Consider the following 18,403-nt stretch of genomic DNA (forward strand, 5'->3'; position numbering starts at 1 on the left):
CGTGGGCGCGATCACCGGAACGTTCAAGGGATTCGGTGTCACCTTCTCGCACATGTTCAAGAAGGTCATCACCACCGACTACCCGTTCAAGCCGCCGGTGTCGGCGCCGCGCTACCACGGGCGGCACATCCTCAACCGGCACCCGGACGGGCTGGAGAAGTGCATCGGCTGCGAGCTGTGCGCCTGGGCCTGCCCGGCGGACGCGATCTACGTCGAGGGCGGCGACAACACCGACGAGCAGCGCTTCTCGCCGGGTGAGCGGTACGCCAGCATCTACCAGATCAACTACGCCCGCTGCATCTTCTGCGGGCTCTGCATCGAGGCCTGCCCGACCCGCTCGCTCACCATGAGCAACGAGTACGAGCTGGCCCGGGACAACCGGCAGGATCTGATCTTCACGAAGGAGCAGCTGCTCGCGCCGCTGCTGCCGGGCATGGAGCAGCCGCCGCACCCGATGCGACTCGGCGACAGCGAGAAGGACTACTACGTCGGCGCGCTGACCAACCCGGGCACCTCGGCCGGCGCGGAGCACTCGGCCAACAACCCGGGCCGGTACCAGGTGGAGGAGCACCCCGGTGTGACCTTCCCGGGCGCCGAGCAGCACGCCCAGCGGGCGGCAGCCGCCAAGGGAGACGGAGCATGACCACGCAGACGATGCTCGCCGCGGCGGGCGAGGTCTCCAGCGGGGAGCAGGTGACCTTCTACATCCTGGCTCCGCTGGCGCTGATCGGCGCGATCGGGATGGTCGCGGCGCGCAACGCCGTGCACTCGGCCCTCTGGCTGGTGCTGACGATGCTCTGCCTGGGCGTCTTCTACGTCCTGCAGGCCGGGCCGTTCATCGGCATGGTGCAGATCATCGTCTACACCGGCGCGATCATGATGCTCTTCCTGTTCGTGCTGATGCTGGTGGGTCGCGACGCCTCGGACTCGTTGATCGAGACGCTGCGCGGCCAACGGGTCGCGGCGGTGGTGCTCGGGCTCGGCTTCGCCGGCCTGGCCGGCGGCGGGCTGTGGCGCGCGCTGGAGGGCACCACGGCGGTCGGCCTGGAGCAGGCCAACGCCGAGGGCAACGTGCAGGGCATCGCCCGGCTGCTCTTCACCAAGTACGTCTTCGCGTTCGAGCTCACCTCGGCGCTGCTCATCACGGCCGCCATCGGCGCGATGGTCCTGGCCCACATCGAGCGGCGCAAGGAGGACAGGCTGGACCAGCCGAAGACGATGCGGGCGCGCTTCGCCCCGGGCAACTACCCGGGCCCGAAGCCCGGCCCGGGCGTCTACGCGACCTCCTCCTCCGTGGCCACCCCGGCCCGTCTGCCGGACGGCCGGCTGACCGAGCGGAGCACCCCGGAGATCCTGCCGGTGCGCGAGCTGGACGACCGGGAGACGACCCTGAAGGGGACGGAAAAGTGACGCCGGACTACTACCTGGTGCTGGCCGCGGTGCTCTTCACCATCGGCGCGGTCGGTGTGCTCATCCGGCGCAACGCGATCGTGCTCTTCATGTGCATCGAGCTGATGCTCAACGCGGCCAACCTGACGCTGGTCACCTTCAGCCGGATCAACGGTGACCTCAACGGCCAGATCATGGCGTTCTTCGTGATGGTGGTGGCGGCGGCCGAGGTCGTGGTCGGGCTCGCGATCATCATGGCGATCTTCCGGACCCGACGCTCCGCGAGTGTCGACGACGCCAACCTGCTGAAGTACTGAGGGGTCCTGCGGTGGGAACGATTCTGACGAACGCCCCGGCTGAGCCGGTGGGCACCGTCGCCTACGCGACGGCGGACGGGCTGCTGGGCAGCGTCTGGCTGCTGGTGGCGATTCCGCTGCTCAGCGCGGCGGTCCTGCTGCTGCTCGGCCGGCGGGCGGACCGCTGGGGGCACTGGCTCGGGGTGGCCGCCATCGGCGCCGCGTTCGTGCTGGGCCTGACCTACTTCTTCCAGCTCCGCGGGCTGGAGAACAAGTCGGTCGAGCTGAGCCTGTGGGACTTCATCACGGTCGGCGACCTGCGGGTGGACTTCGGTCTGCTCTTCGACCCGCTGGCCGCCGTCTTCGTGCTGCTGATCACCGGGGTGGGCTTCCTGATCCACCTCTACGCGGTCGAGTACATGGCGCACGACACGGGACGCCGGCGGTTCTTCGCCTACTTCAACCTGTTCGTCGCCGCCATGCTGCTGCTGGTGCTCGGCAACAACTACGTGATGCTCTACTTCGGCTGGGAGGGCGTCGGTCTGGCGTCGTACCTGCTGATCTCCTTCTGGTACGAGCGGCCCAGCGCCGCCACCGCCGGCAAGAAGGCGTTCCTGATGAACCGGGTCGGCGACGCCGGCCTGGCGATCGGCATCTTCATCATGTTCGCCAGCCTCGGCACCACCCAGTACGACGAGGTCTTCAACGGGGTCGGCTCGCTGACCGCGACCACGGTGCTGGTGCTCGGCCTGCTGCTGCTGCTCGGCGCGACCGGAAAGTCCGGCCAGTTCCCGCTCCAGGCGTGGCTGCCGGACGCGATGGAGGGCCCGACCCCCGTGTCGGCGCTCATCCACGCCGCGACCATGGTCACCGCTGGCGTCTACCTGATCGCCCGCTCGAACCCGATCTTCTCGGCCAACTCCACCCTCCAGCTGGTGGTGGTGAGCGTCGGCGCGCTGACGCTGCTGATCGGCTGCATCATCGGCGCGGCCAAGGACGACATCAAGCGGGTGCTGGCCTGGTCGACGGTCAGCCAGATCGGCTACATGTTCCTCGGCGTCGGCCTCGGCGGCGGTGCCTACGCGCTGGCGATCGTGCACCTGCTGGCGCACGGCTTCTTCAAGGCCAACATGTTCCTCGGCGCCGGCTCGGTCATGCACGGCATGAACGACCAGGTCGACATCCGCCGGTTCGGCGGGCTGTCGAAGTACATGAAGGTCACCTGGATCACCTTCATGACGGGCTGGCTCGCGATCATCGGCATCCCGCCGCTGTCCGGCTTCTTCTCCAAGGAGCCGATCATCGTGGCCGCGTTCGAGCGGGAGGACTGGACCGCCTGGCTCTTCGGCGGCGCGGCCCTGCTCGGCGCCGGACTGACCGCGTTCTACATGACCCGGCTCTTCGTGCTCACCTTCCACGGGCCGAAGCGCTGGACCGAGGACATCGGGCACCCGCACGAGTCGCCGAAGCTGATGACCATCCCGCTGATCCTGCTGGCGGTCGGCTCGGTGGGGGCGGGTTGGCTGCTCTCCACCTCGGTGCCGGACTGGCTCACCGCCACGGCCGGACTCGGTGCGGCAGAGGGGGAGCACCACGCGGTGCTCTCGCACACCGTGATCAAGATCCTGTCGATCCTGGTCACCGTGCTCGGTGCCGGGCTGGCCTGGTTCCTCTTCCGCAACGGCACGGCCACCGCGCCGCAGCCGGCCGGGGTGCTGGTCACCGCCGCCCGCCGCAACCTCTACACGGACGCGGTCAACGAGGCGATCTTCGAGAAGCCGGGCATCTTCCTCACCCGGGCGCTGGTCTACCTCGACAACCGGGGCGTCGACGGGCTGGTCAACGGCCTCGCGGCGGGGATCGGTGGCGGCTCGGGTCGACTCCGGCGGCTCCAGACGGGCTTCGTCCGGTCGTACGCCACCTCGATCCTGACCGGCGCGCTGCTGGTCCTGGCGGCGTTCCTGGCCGTCGAGGCGGGGTGGCTGGCGTGATCGACCTCTTCCAGGCGGCCGTCTCCGGCGGACCGCGCAGTGACGACGGAGGTAAGGCCGCATAATGTCCGACTTCCCGTTCCTCTCGGTGCTCACCGTGGCACCGCTGGTCGGCGCCCTGGTGGTGGCCTTCCTGCCGCGCAGCCGGCCGGAGCTGGCCAAGCAGGTGGCGCTCGGCTGGTCGCTGCTGGTGCTGGTGCTGTCGGTGGTCATGTGGGTGACCTTCGAGGTTGGTGGCGACCGCTTCCAGTTCCGTGAGTCCTACACCTGGATTCCGAACTGGGGCGTCAGCTTCACCTTCGCCGCCGACGGCATCGCGCTGGTGATGCTGATGCTGATCGCGGTGCTCGTACCGCTGGTGATCCTGGCGTCCTGGCACGACGCCGAGTCGTCCAAGCGGTCGGTGCCGGTCTACTTCGCCCTGCTGCTCGTCCTCGAGTGCACGATGATCGGCGTCTTCGCCGCCGCCGACGTGTTCCTGTTCTACGTGTTCTTCGAGGTCATGCTGGTGCCGATGTACTTCCTCATCGGCAGCTACGGCGGCCACCAGCGGCAGTACGCGGCGGTGAAGTTCTTCCTCTACTCGCTGGTCGGCGGTCTGTTCATGCTCGCCGCGGTGATCGGCCTCTGGGTCGTCGGCGGGAAGACCTTCGACTGGCAGGCGCTGTCCCAGGTGGACATCTCCACCGGCACGGAGCGCTGGCTGTTCCTCGGCTTCTTCCTCGCGTTCGCGATCAAGGCGCCGTTCTTCCCGTTCCACACCTGGCTGCCGGACGCCGGTGGCGCGGCCCCGGCGGGTGCGGCGGCGCTGCTCGTCGGCGTGCTCGACAAGGTCGGCACCTTCGGCATCCTGCGCTACTGCCTGCCGCTGTTCCCGGACGCGGCCAAGTGGTTCGCCCCGTGGGCGCTGGCGCTCGGCGTGATCGGCATCATCTACGCCGCGCTGCTGGCGGTCGGCCAGAACGACCTGAAGCGACTGGTGTCGTACACCTCGATCGCGCACTTCGGGTTCATCGGGGTGGGCATCTTCGCCTTCACCACCCAGGCCGGCACCGGCGCGGTGCTCTACATGGTCAACCACGGGCTCGCCACCGGCCTGCTCTTCCTGGTGGTGGGCATGCTCATCGCCCGGCGGGGCTCCGCGCTGATCAGCGACTTCGGCGGCGCCGGCAAGCTGGTGCCGATCCTGGCCGGGGTGCTCTTCTTCGCCGGTCTGGCCTCGCTCGCGCTGCCCGGCACCGCGCCGTTCGTCTCCGAGTTCCTGGTGCTGATCGGCACGTTCACGGTGAACAAGCCGGTCGCGGTGATCGCGACGCTCGGCATCATCCTGGCCGCCGCGTACGTGCTGTGGATGGTGCAGCGCACCACCCAGGGCACGCTCAACCCGGCGCTCACCCAGATCGACGGCATGAAGCGTGACCTGAACCTGCGCGAGAAGTTCGTGGTCGCGCCGCTGATCGCGCTGATCGTGCTGCTCGGCTTCTACCCGAAGCCGGTCACCGATGTGATCAACCCGGCCGTGCAGGCGACCATGCAGGACGTCGGCCGGACCGACCCCGCCCCGACCTCGGGCGGCACCGTCCAGGAGGCGGCAAAGTGAGCGCGAGGAGCGAGCTTGCGAGCCCCGCAGTCGCGAACGAAAGGTTTGCGCAGTGACTGAGCTGAAACTGCCGTCGATCGACTACGCGGCGCTCGCTCCGACCCTGATCATGCTGGGCGCCGCTCTGCTGGGCGTGCTGGTCGAGGCGTTCGTGCCCCGCCGGCTCCGGCACGTGGTCCAGCTGTCGATGGCCCTGCTGGCGGTGCTCGCCGCGCTGACCATGGTGGTGCTGGCGGCCGACGAGCGGAAGATCACGATCGGCGGGGCGATCGCGGTGGACGGGCCGACGCTCTTCCTCCAGGGCGCGATCCTGGTCCTCGCCGCGATGGCGCTGCTGCTCATCGGCGAGCGTTCGGTGGAGCGGGGCGGGGCGTTCGTCGCCCAGGCCGCCGTCACCGCCGAGTCGGCCGACGACCGGCGGCAGGCCGAGGGCAAGAACGGCCTCACCGAGGTCTACCCGCTGACCACGTTCGCGATCGGCGGCATGCTGATCTTCGTGGCGGCGAACGACCTGCTCACCATGTTCATCGCGCTCGAGGTCTTCTCGCTGCCGCTCTACCTGCTCTGCGCGCTGGCCCGCCGCCGGCGGCTGCTGAGCCAGGAGGCCGCGCTGAAGTACTTCATGCTCGGCGCGTACGCCTCGGCCTTCTTCCTGTTCGGCGTGGCCCTGATCTACGGCTTCACGGCGGGTATCCCGGGCCGGCAGGCGGGTGTCGACTTCGCCACCATCGACGCCGCGGTCGAGAACTCCCCGGCCAGCCCGGTGCTGCTCTTCGCCGGCATGGCGCTGCTCGCCATCGGGCTGCTCTTCAAGGCGGCGGCGGCCCCCTTCCACGTCTGGACCCCGGACGTCTACCAGGGCGCGCCGACCCCGGTCACCGGTCTCATGGCCGCCTGCACGAAGGTCGCCGCGTTCGGCGCCCTGCTGCGGGTGTTCCACGTCGCGTTCGACGGGGCCCGGTGGGACTTCACCCCGGTCCTCGGCGTCGTGGCGGTGCTGACCATGCTGGTCGGCGCGGTGCTGGCCGTCACGCAGACCGACATCAAGCGGCTGCTGGCGTACTCCTCCATCGCCAACGCCGGCTACCTGCTGGTCGGCGTGCTCGCGCCGGGTGCCGGCGGGATCTCCGGGACGATGTTCTACCTGGTCGCGTACGGCTTCTCGGTGCTCGCCGCGTTCGCCGTGGTGACCCTGGTGCGCGACGCCGACGGGGAGGCCACCCACCTGTCCCGCTGGGCCGGGCTGGGACGGCGCTCGCCGTTCTACGCGGGGATCTTCACCTTCATCCTGCTGGCCTTCGCCGGAATCCCGCTGACCAGCGGCTTCACGAGCAAGTTCGCGGTCTTCGGCCCGGCGCTCGAGGGCGGGCAGGCGTGGCTGGTGATCGCCGGCGTGCTGACCAGCATGGTGCTGGCCTTCCCGTACCTGCGGGTCGTGGTGATGATGTGGCTCTCCGAGCCCGGCGAGTCGACGCCGACCGTCGCCGTGCCCGGCGGGCTGACCTCGGCCGCGCTGATGATCGGCGTGCTCGCCACGCTGGTGCTCGGTGTGGCGCCCGCGCCGCTGCTCGACCTGGCCACCGGCGCCGCCGAATTTGTCAGATGACCGACGCTCACGCCCGCGGGGGCCGGTACGCCACGGCGTGCCGGCCCCCGCGCCGTATCCCCCGTCCCGGGCAGGTCGCAGGGGTGTGGCATGGTTGATGGCGTGGTGAATCCGGCTGGCGAGCGTTCAGGTGCCTCCGGGTCCGGCGGCCGTCGGACCAGGGTGAGCACGAGTCAGTTCGGCGCGCTCGGCCTCTATCTCGCCGATCCCCGCGTCGAGGCGTCCGTGCTGGGCCTGCTCGAGGGCGTCGAGTCCGAGCTGCGGGCGAGCGTGGCCAGCGCCGACCCGTTCGTCACGGAGGCCGCCCGGCACCTCGTGGAGGCCGGCGGCAAGCGGTTCCGCCCGCTGCTGGTGGCGCTGGGCGCCCAGTTCGGCGATCCCACGGGGCCGCAGGTCGTGCCGGCCGCCGTGGTGATGGAGCTCACCCACCTGGCGACGCTCTACCACGACGACGTGATGGACGAGGCCGCCGTGCGCCGGGGGGCGCCGAGCGCCAACTCCCGGTGGACCAACTCGGTCGCCATCCTCGTCGGCGACTACCTCTTCGCCCGCGCCGCCGACATCGCCGCCGACCTGGGCATCGAGGCCGTACGCCTCCAGGCGCGCACCTTCGCGCGGCTGGTGCACGGCCAGATCGCCGAGACCGTCGGCCCCCGCCCCGGCGACGACCCGGTGGCCCACTACCTCGACGTGATCGCGGGCAAGACCGGTTCGCTGATCGCCACGTCGGCCCGCTTCGGCGGCATGTTCGGCGGTGCCGCCCCGGAGCACACCGAGGCGCTGGCCGGCTACGGCGAGACCATCGGCGTGGCCTTCCAGCTCTCCGACGACCTGCTCGACATCGCCTCGGAGTCGGTGGAGTCGGGCAAGACGCCCGGCACCGACCTGCGCGAGGGCGTGCCGACCCTGCCGGTGCTCTACGCGCTCGGCTCGGACGACGCCGACGCCGCCTCGGTGCGGCTGCGGGAGATCCTGGCGACCGGGCCGCTTACCGACGACGACCTGCACGCCGAGGCGCTCGGTCTGCTGCGCGAGAGCCCGGCGCTCAAGCGGGCCCGGGAGACGGTCCGCAGCTACGCCGAGGACGCCCGGGAGCAGCTCTCGCCGCTCCCGCAGGGCCCGGCCCGCCGCGCCCTCGAATCCCTCTGCGACTACATCGCCGACCGCACCAGCTGACGTCCGCCCCGCACCAGTCCGCTAGCGGCGGGCGAGCAGGCGGCTGCCGGCGAGCATCAGGGCGGCGGCGAGCAGCATCGACCCGGCGGCCACGAGCCACATCACGGGGTAGCCGGCGTGCGCGGCCACGGCACCGAGGCCGAGCGGGCCGAGGCAGCCGCCCGCGTACACCCCGGTCTGGGTGACCGAGGTGGCGGCGGCCGGGGCCTGCGGGTGCAGCCGGACCACCGCGAAGGTCATCAGGCCCGGCCACGCCCAGCCCAGGCCGAAGCCGAGCAGCACGCCGGCCACCAGCGGCACCGACCCGGCCGTCGCGAGCAGGCCGAGCCCGGCCGCGCCGACCACGAGCATGCCGGCGATGAGGGCGACGTGCCCGGTGGCGCGGCGGTCCGCGAGCCAGCCGACGACGACCCGGGCCGCCACGCAGACCGCGCTGCCCAGCGTCAGTGTCAGCCCGGCCAGCCCGGGTGACAGCCCCCGGTCGGCGGAGGAGTCGACGACGAAGGTGCCGAGCGCGTTCGCGGCGGCAGCGGCGAACGTCCCGGCGGCCCCGACCACCACCAGGGCCGCGGTGGCGCGGCCGCCGCGGGTCGGGGCGGCCGTCCGGGTGGGGCGCGGCTCCCGCGCGGGTACGGCCGGCAACGCCGCCAGGGCCGCGCCGGCGGCCACGACGAACGCCCAGCGCCAGCCGGCCGTCAGCGCCACGGTCGGCACCGCCGCCCCGGCCAGCAGGGTGGCCACGGGGATGGCGGCCTGCTTCACCCCGAACGACAACCCCTGCCTGCGGGTCGGCACGTGCCGGGCGAGCGTGGCGTTGCTGGCGAGCTGACCGAGGGCGTTGGCGGTGCCGGCGAGCGCGAGCAGCCCGAGCAGGACCGGGTACGACCGGGCCAGCCCCGCCACGGCCAGCAGGCAGGCGGCGGAGAACAGGATGCCGGCACGGGCCACCACGGTCGGCCCGTGCCGCTCGGCGAGGACGCCGGAGGGCACCGAGGCCAGCGCGCCCACGCCGAAGTAGACCGACACGGCCAGGCCCAGCCCGGCCGGCGAGAAGCCGAGGTCCTCGCCCATCTGCACGGCGAGCCCGCCGAGCAGGAAGACCGGCAGGACGCAGGCGATGGTGACGGCGACGGCCCCGGTCACGGCCCGCGTGGGCCGGGGCGGGGCGATGCCCGGGTCAGGCTGGAGCGCGATGTCGGTCATGGTCCGGCAAACCTACGTGAGCGGGGCTTTCGTCACGGAAAGTGCCTGTTGAGCAACGCGACGTTCATGACGATCTGGCATCCTCCACCCGAACGGGCATTTCGAACCCGGCCTGTTTTTCATATGGTGTAAGTCCCCGGCGGCGGAGGTGGTTGTGCGCGACCCCTTGGCGGAACCTTCGGATCTCATCCGGAGCGTGTCCCGCGCGCTACGCGTGCTCGAGTCGGTCGGTCGCGCCCCGAAGGGGCTCACCGTCAAACAGATCGCCCGGCGCTGTGAGCTGACCGTGGCGACGACGTACCACCTGGTCCGCACCCTGGCCTACGAGGGCTACGTGATCCGTCGTGAGGACGGCACGTACATCGTGGGCCTGGAGGTGGCCGACCGCTACCGCGAGCTGGTGACGGCGTTCCGGGGGCCGCCAGCGGTCGGGGAGAGCCTGCGCCGGGCCGCCATGGACACCGGCTACAGCCACTACCTCGGCCGGTTCGTGGGCGGCCAGGTGGCGGTCACGGCCGTGGCCGAGGGCCCACGCTCGCCGTACCTGGAGGACCTGGTGCCCGGGTTCGACGAGGGAGCGCACGCGACCGCCCTCGGCAAGGCGCTGCTCGCCACGATGACCGCCGAGCAGCGCTTCCGCTACCTGCGCGACTACGGCATGCGTCCCTTCACCACCGCCACCCTGACCACCTCCGAGGCGTTCGAGGTCGACCTTGCCGCCGGGGAACGGCGGGGCATGCAGCTGGAGCTGGGGCAGTTCCGGCAGGGCGTGGCCTGCGCCGCGGTGCTGGTCAGCCCCGACAAGGACATGGAGCGCCGGGTCGTGCTGGCCTGCGCGCTGCCGGCCGGCGAGATGATGACCTCCGCCCGCGCGGTCCGGGCGAAGCTGCTCACCGTCGCCCGGACGATCGCCGACGGCCTGGCCGCCGACAGCTGACCCGCCCCCGCCCCGGTCGGGCCGCGACGACCGTGGCCCTCCCCCCGGCTGGGAGAGGGCCACGGTGGCGGTCCGACGGCGGACCGCCCGACGGGTGGTCAGCTGCCGATCGGCCCGCCGTCCAGGCGCCAGGCGACCACCACGCCCGGCTTGGCGTAGTCACCGTCCGGCCAGTTCGAGGCCGGCTTCTCGACCGAGGCACCGCTTAGCTCGCCCGGGTGCTGCACCGCCACGAAGACCGAGCGGTTGTCCCCGGTGATGAACGGGCCGCAGGCCTCCCCGCCCACCGGCACGGTGAGGAACTGCTTCAGGTGGCCCCGCTCCGGCCCCTCGACGGCCGTGGCGAAGAGACCGTCGTTGCTGCCCAGCGCGTTGCCGTCCGTGGAGATCCAGAGGTTGCCGGTGGCGTCGAACGCCACGTTGTCCGGGCAGGAGATCGGGGAGACCTTCGTCTTGTCGTACCCGGCGAAGAAGGTCGACGGGTCCGCCGGGTCACCGGCGACGATCGGCAGCGACCAGGCGAAGGTCTCGCCCGCGTTGTCGCCACGGTCCTCGACCAGCTCCAGCACCTGGCCGTGCTTGTTCGAGTTGCGCGGGTTCGCCTCGTCGGCGGCCGGCTTGCCGGCCCTGCCCCGGTCGGTGTTGTTGGTCAGCGCCACGTACACCTTGCCGGTGAGCAGGCTCGGCTCGACGTCCTCCGGGCGGTCCATCTTGGTCGCGCCGACCTTGTCGCCGGCCAGCCGGGTGAAGGTGAGCACGTCGGCGGCCGTCATCCCGTCGACGTACGAGCGGTTGCCGCTGACCAGTTTGATCCACCGGCCCCGGCCGTCGAACGCCCCGTCGGAGGGGAGCTTGCCGGAACCGTCGATCTCGCCGGCGCTGCTCTGCTTCAGCTCGGCGACGTAGAGGGTGCCCGACTCCAGCAGAGTCAGGTTGTGCCGGCGGGCCACCCAGGAGTTGCCCTTCATGAACTTCTTGTCGGAGACGAACTTGTACAGGTAGTCGAACCGCTCGTCGTCGCCCATGTACGCGACCACGTGCCCGCTCCTGGCGACGATGACGTTCGCGCCCTCGTGCTTGAACCGGCCCAGCGCGGTGTGCTTGCGCGGGCGGCTCTCCGGGTCGTACGGGTCGATCTCGACGATCCAGCCGTGCCGGTTGGCCTCGTTCGGGTGCTTCGCCAGGTCGAACCGCTCGTCGGCGCGCTCCCACCTGCGGCTGCCGCTCGGGTAACGGGTCGTGGTGGTGATGCCGTACCGGGCCAGCTTCGGCTTGATCTCCTCGGCCACCGCGTCGCCGCCGACGAAGTACTGGTTGAAGTTCTCCTCACCGGAGAGCACCGTGCCCCAGGGGGTCACCCCGCCGGCGCAGTTGTTCAGCGTGCCGACGACCGTACGGCCCTTCGGGTCGGCGGCCGTCCGCAGGTGGACCGAGCCGGCGGCCGGCCCGGTCAGCTCGAACTTCGTGGCCAGCGCCGTGACCCGCCGGTTGTACGGCCGCCGGCCCTTGGTGACCGGCCGCCACTGCCCGGTGCCGTCGACCCGCTCCAGCTCCACCACCGACATGCCGTGCGCCGCCATCGCGATCCGCAGCTGCTCGACGCTCAGCGCGTCCTGGCTCGTGAAGCCGGGGAACATCAGGTCCTCGTTTGTGTACTCGTGGTTGACCACGAGCAGCGCGCGCCGGCGCCCGTCCAGCGGCAGCACCCCGACGAAGTCGTTGTTGTAGCCGAACTGCCCGGCCTGGGCGGCGGCGCTCTGGGCGCGTACGTCGAACTCGGGGGCGCCCGGCACCACCGGGTCGCCCCAGCGCAGGACGACCGCGTGGTCGTACCCGTTGGGCACGACGAGGCTGTCGAGGGTGTTCGGCGGGACGGGCTTGAAGGTCAGCGCGCCGCTGCCGACGCCGCCGGCGGGGCGGTCGAAGCCGGCGGCGCCGGGGACGACGGGGGTGGCGGGGGCCGCCGCGGCGGGGGCGGCGCCGGCCACCGCACCGCCGAAGCCGAGGACCAGCGCGCCGACCGCGCCGGCCCGGACCACGCCGCGCCGGGACACCTCCGCGTTCACCACGTCCCCGAAGTACGCGTTGTCGGACGTGTTGGGCACCGGGTGGTCGCACGCGTTGCCGCACCGGTAGAGACAGGTCATGGCGTCGCGGCTGCCGTGGCGGGTGGCGCCCAGCAACGGGAGCAGCCGGGGACGGTCGCTCATGGAAGGAGCCTCCTGATGGGGGTCGGTGCACGCCGGACCAGCCGCTGGCGTGCGTACCCGCCGGACGCTAGGAGGGCGCGGTGAGCGACCGTCGGCGACGGTGTGAACCGGGCGTGAACACCTCGGCCGGGGGTGCCACGGTGACCTGCGGCTGAACCGTTCGGGGCGGCGGCACGTATTCCCGTGCGAACGCCACCGCCGGACTCGCGCCGACAGCGAGGAGACCGCCATCAGCGACCACGACGCCCAACTGCTCCGCGCGCTGCACGACGAGCACGCGGAGGCGCTGTACGCGCACGCCCTGCGGCTGGTCAACGGCGACCGGCAGCGGGCCGAGGACCTGGTGCAGGAGACGCTGCTGCGGGCCTGGCGGCACCCGGAGGCGCTCGACCCGACGCGCGGCTCGATCCGGTCCTGGCTCTTCACCACCGCCCGCAACCTGGCCATCGACGCCTGGCGGCGCCGCTCCGCCCGGATCGGGGAGGTCTACACCGACGAGCTGCCCGAGCCTCCCGAGGCCGTGGACGAGGCGGAACGGGCGGTGGAGGCGTGGACCGTCGCCGAGGCGCTGAACCGGCTCAGCCCCACCCACCGGGAGGTGCTGGTCGAGTGCTTCTACCAGGGGCGGTCGGTGGCGGAGGCGGCCTCCCGGCTGGGCGTGCCGCCCGGCACGGTCAAGTCCCGGACCCACCACGCCCTGCGCTCACTACGGTTGGTCCTGGCCGAGATGGGGGTGACGGAATGACCCGGTGCGAGTTCGCGTACGACGACGGCGCGTACGTGCTGGGTGCGCTGGCTCCCGCCGACCGGGTGGCCTACGAGCGGCACCTCGCCGGCTGCGTCGCCTGCCGGGAGGCGGTCGCCGAGATCGCCGTCCTGCCCGGGCTGCTCGGCCGGCTCGACCCGGCGGGGCTGGAGCAGTTCCTGCCGCCACCGGAGAACCCCCGGGTGCCCGAACTGCTCGCCGCCGCGCGGGAGCGCCGCCGCCGCGACCGGTCGGCCACCCGCCGCCGGTACGCCCTCACGGCGCTAGCGGCCGCCGTGGCGGCCCTGGTCGTCGGCGTCGGCACCGCCGCCCTGCTGCCCCGGGAGGTGGCCGGCCCGACCCCGGTCGAGGTGCGGATGGTCGCCATGCAGCCGGTCGCCGGCGCGGTGCCGGTGCACGCCGAGATCGCCCTCAACGGCACCGACTGGGGCACCGAGGTGCGGATGCGCTGCGGGTACGACGCGAAGGCCGGCTACGCCAAGGCGTACACCTTCCGGCTGGTGGCGCACGGCCCGGACGGCGCGACGGAGCAGATCGGTTCCTGGCTCGCCGCTCCCGGCGACGACCTGCGGATCACCGGCGCGACCCGGTTCACCGACGCGGAGCTGGTCCGGCTGGAGCTGCTGCGCGCCGACGGCACCCCCGTCCTCGTCTACGACGTCCGCTGACCCGCGCGGGTCAGCGGGGCGCGGCGACGGCCTCGGCCCGGCGGGCGGCGAGGGTGGCGGCGCGGGTGCGGCGGGAGTTGCGGACGGCGTCGACGGTGAAGACGATCAGCGCGGCCCAGACCAGGGCGAAGCCGGCGATCCGGGCCGGCGGCATCGGCTCGTGGAAGATCAGCACCCCGCAGCCGAGCTGGAGGATCGGGGCGAGGTACTGGATCATGCCGAGTCCGGTAAGCGGCAGCCGGTTCGCCGCCCCGGCGAAGAGCAGCAGCGGGATCGCGGTCGCCGCCCCCGCCGACACCAGCAGCAGGGTGTGCCCGACCGACACCTGTCCGAACGTGCCCTCGCCGGCGGCGGCGAGCCAACCCACGTACGCCAGCGCGGGCAGCGCCAGCACCGCCGACTCGACGAAGAGTCCCTCGGCGGCGGGCAACCCGAGCTGCTTCTTGGCCAGGCCGTACCCGGCGAAGCTGAACGCCAGCACCAGCGCCAGGTACGGCAGCCGGCCGTAGTCGATGGTCAGCACCGCCACGGCCAGCCCGCCGATGCCGAGCGCCACCCACTGCGTGGGCCGCATCCGCTCGCGCAGCACGGTGACGCCCAGCAGCACCACCACCAGCGGGTTGATGAAGTAGCCGAGGGCGGTCTCCACCACCCGCTCGGAGGTCACGCCGTAGATGTAGGTGCCCCAGTTCACCGCGATCAGCGCGGCGGCGACGCCGATGCCGGCCAGCGCCCGGGGCCGGCGCAGCAGTGCCCGCAGGAAACCGACGTTGCGCATCGCCGCCAGCAGCAGGGCGACGAACACCACCGACCAGACGATGCGGTGGGCCAGGATCTCCAGCGGCCCCGCCGGGCGCATCAGCCGCAGGTAGAGCGGGAAGAACCCCCAGAGCAGGTACGCGACGAAGCCGTAGAGGTAGCCGAGGCGGAGTGGCGTCACGTTTCCACCGTAAGGGCCGGGAGGCCGCCCGGTTCCTTTCCGGTGATCGGACTCACCGGCTGGTTCCGCTGGTCGAGCTGCATCCAGCGGTGCGGATCGGTCATCGGGGCGAACCCGACCTTGGCGTACACCGCGTGGGCGTCGGCGGTGGCCAGCAGGATCCGGCGTACGCCCAGCTCGGCGAGGTGGTCGCGGACCGCCCCGGCCAGCCAGGTGCCCAGTCCCCGGCCGCGCTCGCCGGGGTCGACGTAGACGTCGCAGAGCCAGGCGAAGGTGGTGTGGTCGGTGACCACCCGGGCGACCGCGACCTGGCGGCCGTCACCCGGGCGGTAGACGCCGAACGGCACCGACCCGGCGAACGCCCGCGCCACCGTCTCCCGGTCCCGCCCGAGCGCCCAGTAGGCGTCGGTGCTGAGCCAGTGGTGCACCAGGCCCAGGTCGATCCGGGCCGGGTCGGTGCTGAGCAGGTAGCCGTCGTCGCGGGTCAGGGTGAACATGCCCGCGACGCTAACCCGGCCACCCGGCCCGATCAGCGGCCAATTCCCGCCCTCTGGTCGGCCCGCCCGCCCGCCTCTCCCTGGTCGAGGCGGGTCAGTCCCGGTCCAGGACGGCCCCGAGGATCCAGGTGACGATGCCGACGAACAGCGCGCCGAGCACCGCCTCCGGCCAGAAGCCGTCGACGTGGAAGGGCAGCCCGACCTGGTCGGCGATCCAGCTCGTGAGCAGGAACAGCAGCCCGTTGACCACCAGCGCGATCAACCCGAGGGTCAGCAGGTAGAAGCCGCAGCCGACGGTCTTGATGATCGGCTGGAGCACCGCGTTTACCACGCCGAAGATCACCGCGACGAGGACCAGCGTGACGACCGCCTCGCCGGCGGACGCCGACTCCAGCGTGATGCCCGGGATGAGCAGCGTGGCCAGCCAGAAGGCCAGCGCCGTGCTGCCCAGCCGGATCAGCAGCCCTTTGAGGAAACCCATGGCCGGATCGTGCCACGGACGGACAAGCTGCGGAAGCCGCGACCGTCGCCCCGCTCAGCGGCGGGACGGACGGCCGATCAGCTGCGACTCGATCGGGGTGGGGGAGAGCAGCGCCCAGCGCAGCGCCCGCCGGTTGACCACCGCGACCATGTCGTCCCGGATCCGGGTCAACCACTCCGCCGACCCGCCGAGGCCCAGCGCGGCGCCCGCCACGGCGGCCTCGGCCGGGTCGAGCGGTTGCAGCACGGCCAGGTCGGCGCGGCCCAGCGCGTCGGCGTCGGCGGGGGTCAACTCGTCGCGCACCAGCAGCGTCGTCCGCCACGGGGACGCCGGCTCCGGCTCGGCGGGCGTGGAACCGGCGTCGACCACCACCAGCAGCGGGCGCAGCGGCCACCCCGGCTCGCCTACCGGGCGGCCCGGCGGCACCACCGGGATCATCGCGCCGGGGGTGCCGACGCCCCGGACGAACGGCTCCCACCCGCGCGGGCGGGCGGTCTGCACCACCACCCGGGCCCCGAGCGCCATGGCCCGCACCGCCACCAGCTGCGCCGCGCCTATCCCGCCGACAAGCATCACCCGGGTGCTCTCCGGCCGGAACAGCCGGACGGTCACCGCGCCGCCGTGCCGGTTCGTGCCGACCATCAGCCCCGCCTCGCCGAGGGTCAGCTCCAGGCCGTCGGGCGCCGGACCCGGCCCCGGTCCCACCGCGCCCGCCGCCGCGAGCGGCAGCGTGCCGGCCAACCCGGCGAGCTGCGCGCCGTCGAGCCGGTGCACCTCGCCGCCCACCTCGGCCACCAGCCGGCGCAGCGCCTGCGCCGCGATCGAGAGCTCCGCCGGGGTGGCGGCAGCCACCCGTACGGCCAGCTCGGTCGGTGCCGCCGCGGGGTCGGCGCCGGCCCACGGGCCGACGCCGAGCGAGACGGTCGTCGCCGTCGCGGGCAGCGCGAGCAGCCGGGTCACCAGCCGCCGGCCGGCGTCGGTACGCGGGTCGGGCCAGCGGCGCAGCCGGAACGTGGTCTGGAGTAGGTCGCCCGCCCGGACCGCCTGCCAGGACTCCTGCGCGGGATGGTCGTCGTGGTGGGCCAGCTCCGCCAGCACCCGCAGCGTCGCGTGCTCGCCCAGCGGGCGGGCGGTGACGGGCCCGACCCGGCGCGCGATGCGGCGCACCGTTCCGGCGAGCGCCCGCCGCAGCTCCTCTCCCGTCCAGCCCTCGGCACGCAGCACCCGCACGGCGAGCACGGCCCGTTCCCGGCCGGCGAGCCGCCCGTCGGTGAGCTGGCGGTACGAGGTGGCGACGGCGCCGCCACCCGCGCCGACGGTCGGCGCCGGAGAGCCCGTCAGGAGGAGCTGGAGCCGCACCGGGGGGCCGTCCGGTGCGGCGGCCGGCAGCAGGGACGCCGGGACGGGCAGCGCGCGGGGAGCGTCGCCGAGCAGGTCGGCCGGATCGCCGACCTCCAGCACGGCCACCATGCCGGCGGCGTCGTCCAGCACGGCGGCCGGCGTGCCGGCCAGCTCGGCGGGACGCACGACCGCGCCCGGGTCGACGAGGTCCAGCAGGGCCGCGGGGCCGGCGGCCGGCGGCAGGGCGCGGCGGCGGGTGGCGTAGCCCAGGCCCGTGGTCAGCCACTCGAAGAGCCACCGCCCCCGCAGCCGCACCCAGGCCAGGGGCAGCAGCAGCGCGGCCACCCCCACGGCGGCCAACGTCATCAGCGCGCCCCGGCCGGCGGCCGCGACCACGGCGGCCACCGCCACCTGCGTGGCGACGACCTGACCGGCCCGGACACCGGCGCCCCTCCGCCGGCCGGCCGGGTTCCGCGACGGCGACAGGGCGGCCGGGGTTGCCGGCGCGCCGGCCACGGTGCCGGTCGGGCCGGCCGGGCCGATCGGGTTAGCCGGACCAGCCAGGCCGATCGGGCCAGCCGGGCCAGCCGGACCGGCCGGAACGGCCGACCCGGGCGGCGCCGGCACGCGGGGCGCGGCGGTCGGGCGGGGATCGTGGCCCGGGGCCGGCCGGTGCGGGCCCGGGCCGGTGGTCACCGTCACCGCGCCTCCTCGACCGGTCACTCGCCGCGACATCGACGCCGCCCATCGTAAGGGGAGCATCCGGCGGGATGGGGGCCGCGGTCGTCCACAGGGGATGGCCACGGGGTAGCAGAACCGCGACGGTACCGCTACCGTCAGCGACGAGTTTCGCTGACCCCGCGCCCGCCACGCTCGACGTCCGGGCGGCGCGAGCGGCGCGCCCGGTGGGCGGGTGCGCCCACGGCCAGCCACGACCGAGGAGACGAGGTGACGTCCCGGGTGTCCCAGACCCAGGCAGAAGCAGCGGTGATGCAGCAGACCGCCGCGAAGTTCGAGCAGGTCGACCAGTCCCTGCAGTCCATGCTGAGCAGCCTGATGGCCGAGTTGGAGGTGTTGCAGCAGGCCTGGCGCGGTGCCGGCGGGCGCTCGTTCGAGCAGGTCAAGCAGCAGTGGGCACAGGACCAGGCGGCGCTTCAGCGGGCGCTGCGGGAGACCGCCGGCGCCGTCCGCACGGCCGGCCGGCACTACGACGTCTCGGACGCCGAGGCCGCCAGCCGGGTGTCCACCACCAACCGCGGCGGCATCCAGCTGCCGCTCTGACCCGGTCTCGGGGGAGGAGAC

At 73.0% G+C, this 18,403-nt stretch carries 17 protein-coding genes; 11 read left to right on the top strand and 6 right to left on the bottom strand.

The window, feature by feature from the left end; translation table 11 throughout:
• Window position 1 precedes the first annotated feature (1 nt).
• From nuoI to ACGFNF_RS16760, 7 genes are all read left to right on the top strand, one after another.
• Complete coding sequence (gene nuoI, locus ACGFNF_RS16730; RefSeq protein ID WP_089002426.1) at window positions 2-643, top strand: NADH-quinone oxidoreductase subunit NuoI; 642 nt, start codon at window positions 2-4, stop codon at window positions 641-643.
• Window positions 640-1,410: an NADH-quinone oxidoreductase subunit J gene (locus ACGFNF_RS16735; protein ID WP_357576718.1), complete on the top strand. Its 771-nt coding sequence runs from the start codon at window positions 640-642 to the stop codon at window positions 1,408-1,410. Before nuoI ends, ACGFNF_RS16735 begins: the two co-directional genes overlap by 4 nt.
• Window positions 1,407-1,706: an NADH-quinone oxidoreductase subunit NuoK gene (nuoK, locus tag ACGFNF_RS16740; RefSeq protein ID WP_132232104.1), complete on the top strand. Its 300-nt coding sequence runs from the start codon at window positions 1,407-1,409 to the stop codon at window positions 1,704-1,706. The genes ACGFNF_RS16735 and nuoK overlap by 4 nt, the downstream gene beginning before the upstream one ends.
• Window positions 1,707-1,717: 11 nt before the next feature.
• Window positions 1,718-3,676 (top strand): NADH-quinone oxidoreductase subunit L, encoded by a 1,959-nt coding sequence (gene nuoL, locus ACGFNF_RS16745; RefSeq protein ID WP_357576719.1) that lies wholly within the window; start codon window positions 1,718-1,720, stop codon window positions 3,674-3,676.
• Window positions 3,677-3,740: 64 nt separating this feature from the next.
• The gene (locus ACGFNF_RS16750; protein ID WP_132232102.1) at window positions 3,741-5,276 is read left to right on the top strand and encodes an NADH-quinone oxidoreductase subunit M; all 1,536 of its coding nucleotides are present in this window, start codon (window positions 3,741-3,743) and stop codon (window positions 5,274-5,276) included.
• A 52-nt stretch (window positions 5,277-5,328) separates the two neighbouring features.
• Complete coding sequence (gene nuoN, locus ACGFNF_RS16755; protein ID WP_357576720.1) at window positions 5,329-6,882, top strand: NADH-quinone oxidoreductase subunit NuoN; 1,554 nt, start codon at window positions 5,329-5,331, stop codon at window positions 6,880-6,882.
• 90 nt (window positions 6,883-6,972) lie between these two features.
• Entirely contained in the window at window positions 6,973-8,058 is a 1,086-nt protein-coding gene (locus ACGFNF_RS16760) for a polyprenyl synthetase family protein (RefSeq protein WP_132232098.1), read from the top strand.
• 21 nt (window positions 8,059-8,079) lie between these two features.
• Here the strand turns inward: ACGFNF_RS16760 and ACGFNF_RS16765 are convergent, their stop codons facing one another.
• Window positions 8,080-9,261, bottom strand: a complete 1,182-nt coding sequence (locus ACGFNF_RS16765) for an MFS transporter (RefSeq protein WP_393168783.1) — start codon at window positions 9,259-9,261, stop codon at window positions 8,080-8,082.
• Window positions 9,262-9,415: 154 nt separating this feature from the next.
• Here ACGFNF_RS16765 and ACGFNF_RS16770 point away from each other — a divergent pair, with 154 nt between their 5' ends.
• The gene (locus tag ACGFNF_RS16770; protein ID WP_357576722.1) at window positions 9,416-10,198 is read left to right on the top strand and encodes a helix-turn-helix domain-containing protein; all 783 of its coding nucleotides are present in this window, start codon (window positions 9,416-9,418) and stop codon (window positions 10,196-10,198) included.
• A 98-nt stretch (window positions 10,199-10,296) separates the two neighbouring features.
• Here ACGFNF_RS16770 and ACGFNF_RS16775 read toward each other — a convergent pair whose 3' ends face one another.
• Window positions 10,297-12,408, bottom strand: a complete 2,112-nt coding sequence (locus ACGFNF_RS16775; protein WP_357576723.1) for a PhoX family phosphatase — start codon at window positions 12,406-12,408, stop codon at window positions 10,297-10,299.
• 250 nt (window positions 12,409-12,658) lie between these two features.
• Between ACGFNF_RS16775 and ACGFNF_RS16780 the strand changes: the two genes are divergently transcribed.
• A complete protein-coding gene (locus ACGFNF_RS16780) occupies window positions 12,659-13,153 on the top strand; it encodes a sigma-70 family RNA polymerase sigma factor (protein ID WP_393168965.1) in 495 nt (164 codons plus the stop codon).
• Entirely contained in the window at window positions 13,150-13,842 is a 693-nt protein-coding gene (locus tag ACGFNF_RS16785; RefSeq protein ID WP_357576724.1) for a zf-HC2 domain-containing protein, read from the top strand. The genes ACGFNF_RS16780 and ACGFNF_RS16785 overlap by 4 nt, the downstream gene beginning before the upstream one ends.
• A 10-nt stretch (window positions 13,843-13,852) precedes the next feature.
• On the opposite strand, the gene rarD is transcribed toward ACGFNF_RS16785, so the two are convergent.
• The 4 genes from rarD to eccE form a co-directional block, all read right to left on the bottom strand.
• On the bottom strand, window positions 13,853-14,782 hold the full coding sequence (gene rarD / locus ACGFNF_RS16790; RefSeq protein WP_357576725.1) for an EamA family transporter RarD: 930 nt from the start codon (window positions 14,780-14,782) through the stop codon (window positions 13,853-13,855).
• Window positions 14,779-15,279 (bottom strand): GNAT family N-acetyltransferase, encoded by a 501-nt coding sequence (locus ACGFNF_RS16795; protein ID WP_357576726.1) that lies wholly within the window; start codon window positions 15,277-15,279, stop codon window positions 14,779-14,781. The genes rarD and ACGFNF_RS16795 overlap by 4 nt, the downstream gene beginning before the upstream one ends.
• A gap of 94 nt (window positions 15,280-15,373) precedes the next feature.
• Entirely contained in the window at window positions 15,374-15,760 is a 387-nt protein-coding gene (locus ACGFNF_RS16800) for a phage holin family protein (RefSeq protein ID WP_357576727.1), read from the bottom strand.
• A 54-nt stretch (window positions 15,761-15,814) separates the two neighbouring features.
• The gene (gene eccE / locus ACGFNF_RS16805; RefSeq protein WP_393168967.1) at window positions 15,815-17,671 is read right to left on the bottom strand and encodes a type VII secretion protein EccE; all 1,857 of its coding nucleotides are present in this window, start codon (window positions 17,669-17,671) and stop codon (window positions 15,815-15,817) included.
• Between the two features lie 390 nt (window positions 17,672-18,061).
• On the opposite strand from eccE, the gene ACGFNF_RS16810 reads away from it, so the two are divergent.
• Complete coding sequence (locus ACGFNF_RS16810; protein WP_132232452.1) at window positions 18,062-18,382, top strand: WXG100 family type VII secretion target; 321 nt, start codon at window positions 18,062-18,064, stop codon at window positions 18,380-18,382.
• The last annotated feature ends 21 nt before the right edge of the window (window positions 18,383-18,403 follow it).

Origin of the sequence: Micromonospora sp. NPDC048868 (genome assembly GCF_043198195.1) — a bacterium.
Lineage (GTDB): Bacteria > Actinomycetota > Actinomycetes > Mycobacteriales > Micromonosporaceae > Micromonospora > Micromonospora reichwaldensis.

Bases quoted from the DNA above. Each gene is read 5' to 3' on its own strand.
- ACGFNF_RS16735 (WP_357576718.1), top strand. From the start codon at position 640: ATGACCACGCAGACGATGCTCGCCGCGGCGGGCGAGGTCTCCAGCGGG.
- ACGFNF_RS16750 (WP_132232102.1), top strand. From the start codon at position 3,741: ATGTCCGACTTCCCGTTCCTCTCGGTGCTCACCGTGGCACCGCTGGTC.
- ACGFNF_RS16760 (WP_132232098.1), top strand. From the start codon at position 6,973: ATGGTTGATGGCGTGGTGAATCCGGCTGGCGAGCGTTCAGGTGCCTCC.
- ACGFNF_RS16765 (WP_393168783.1), bottom strand. From the start codon at position 9,261: ATGACCGACATCGCGCTCCAGCCTGACCCGGGCATCGCCCCGCCCCGG.
- ACGFNF_RS16775 (WP_357576723.1), bottom strand. From the start codon at position 12,408: ATGAGCGACCGTCCCCGGCTGCTCCCGTTGCTGGGCGCCACCCGCCAC.
- ACGFNF_RS16785 (WP_357576724.1), top strand. From the start codon at position 13,150: ATGACCCGGTGCGAGTTCGCGTACGACGACGGCGCGTACGTGCTGGGT.
- ACGFNF_RS16795 (WP_357576726.1), bottom strand. From the start codon at position 15,279: ATGTTCACCCTGACCCGCGACGACGGCTACCTGCTCAGCACCGACCCG.
- ACGFNF_RS16800 (WP_357576727.1), bottom strand. From the start codon at position 15,760: ATGGGTTTCCTCAAAGGGCTGCTGATCCGGCTGGGCAGCACGGCGCTG.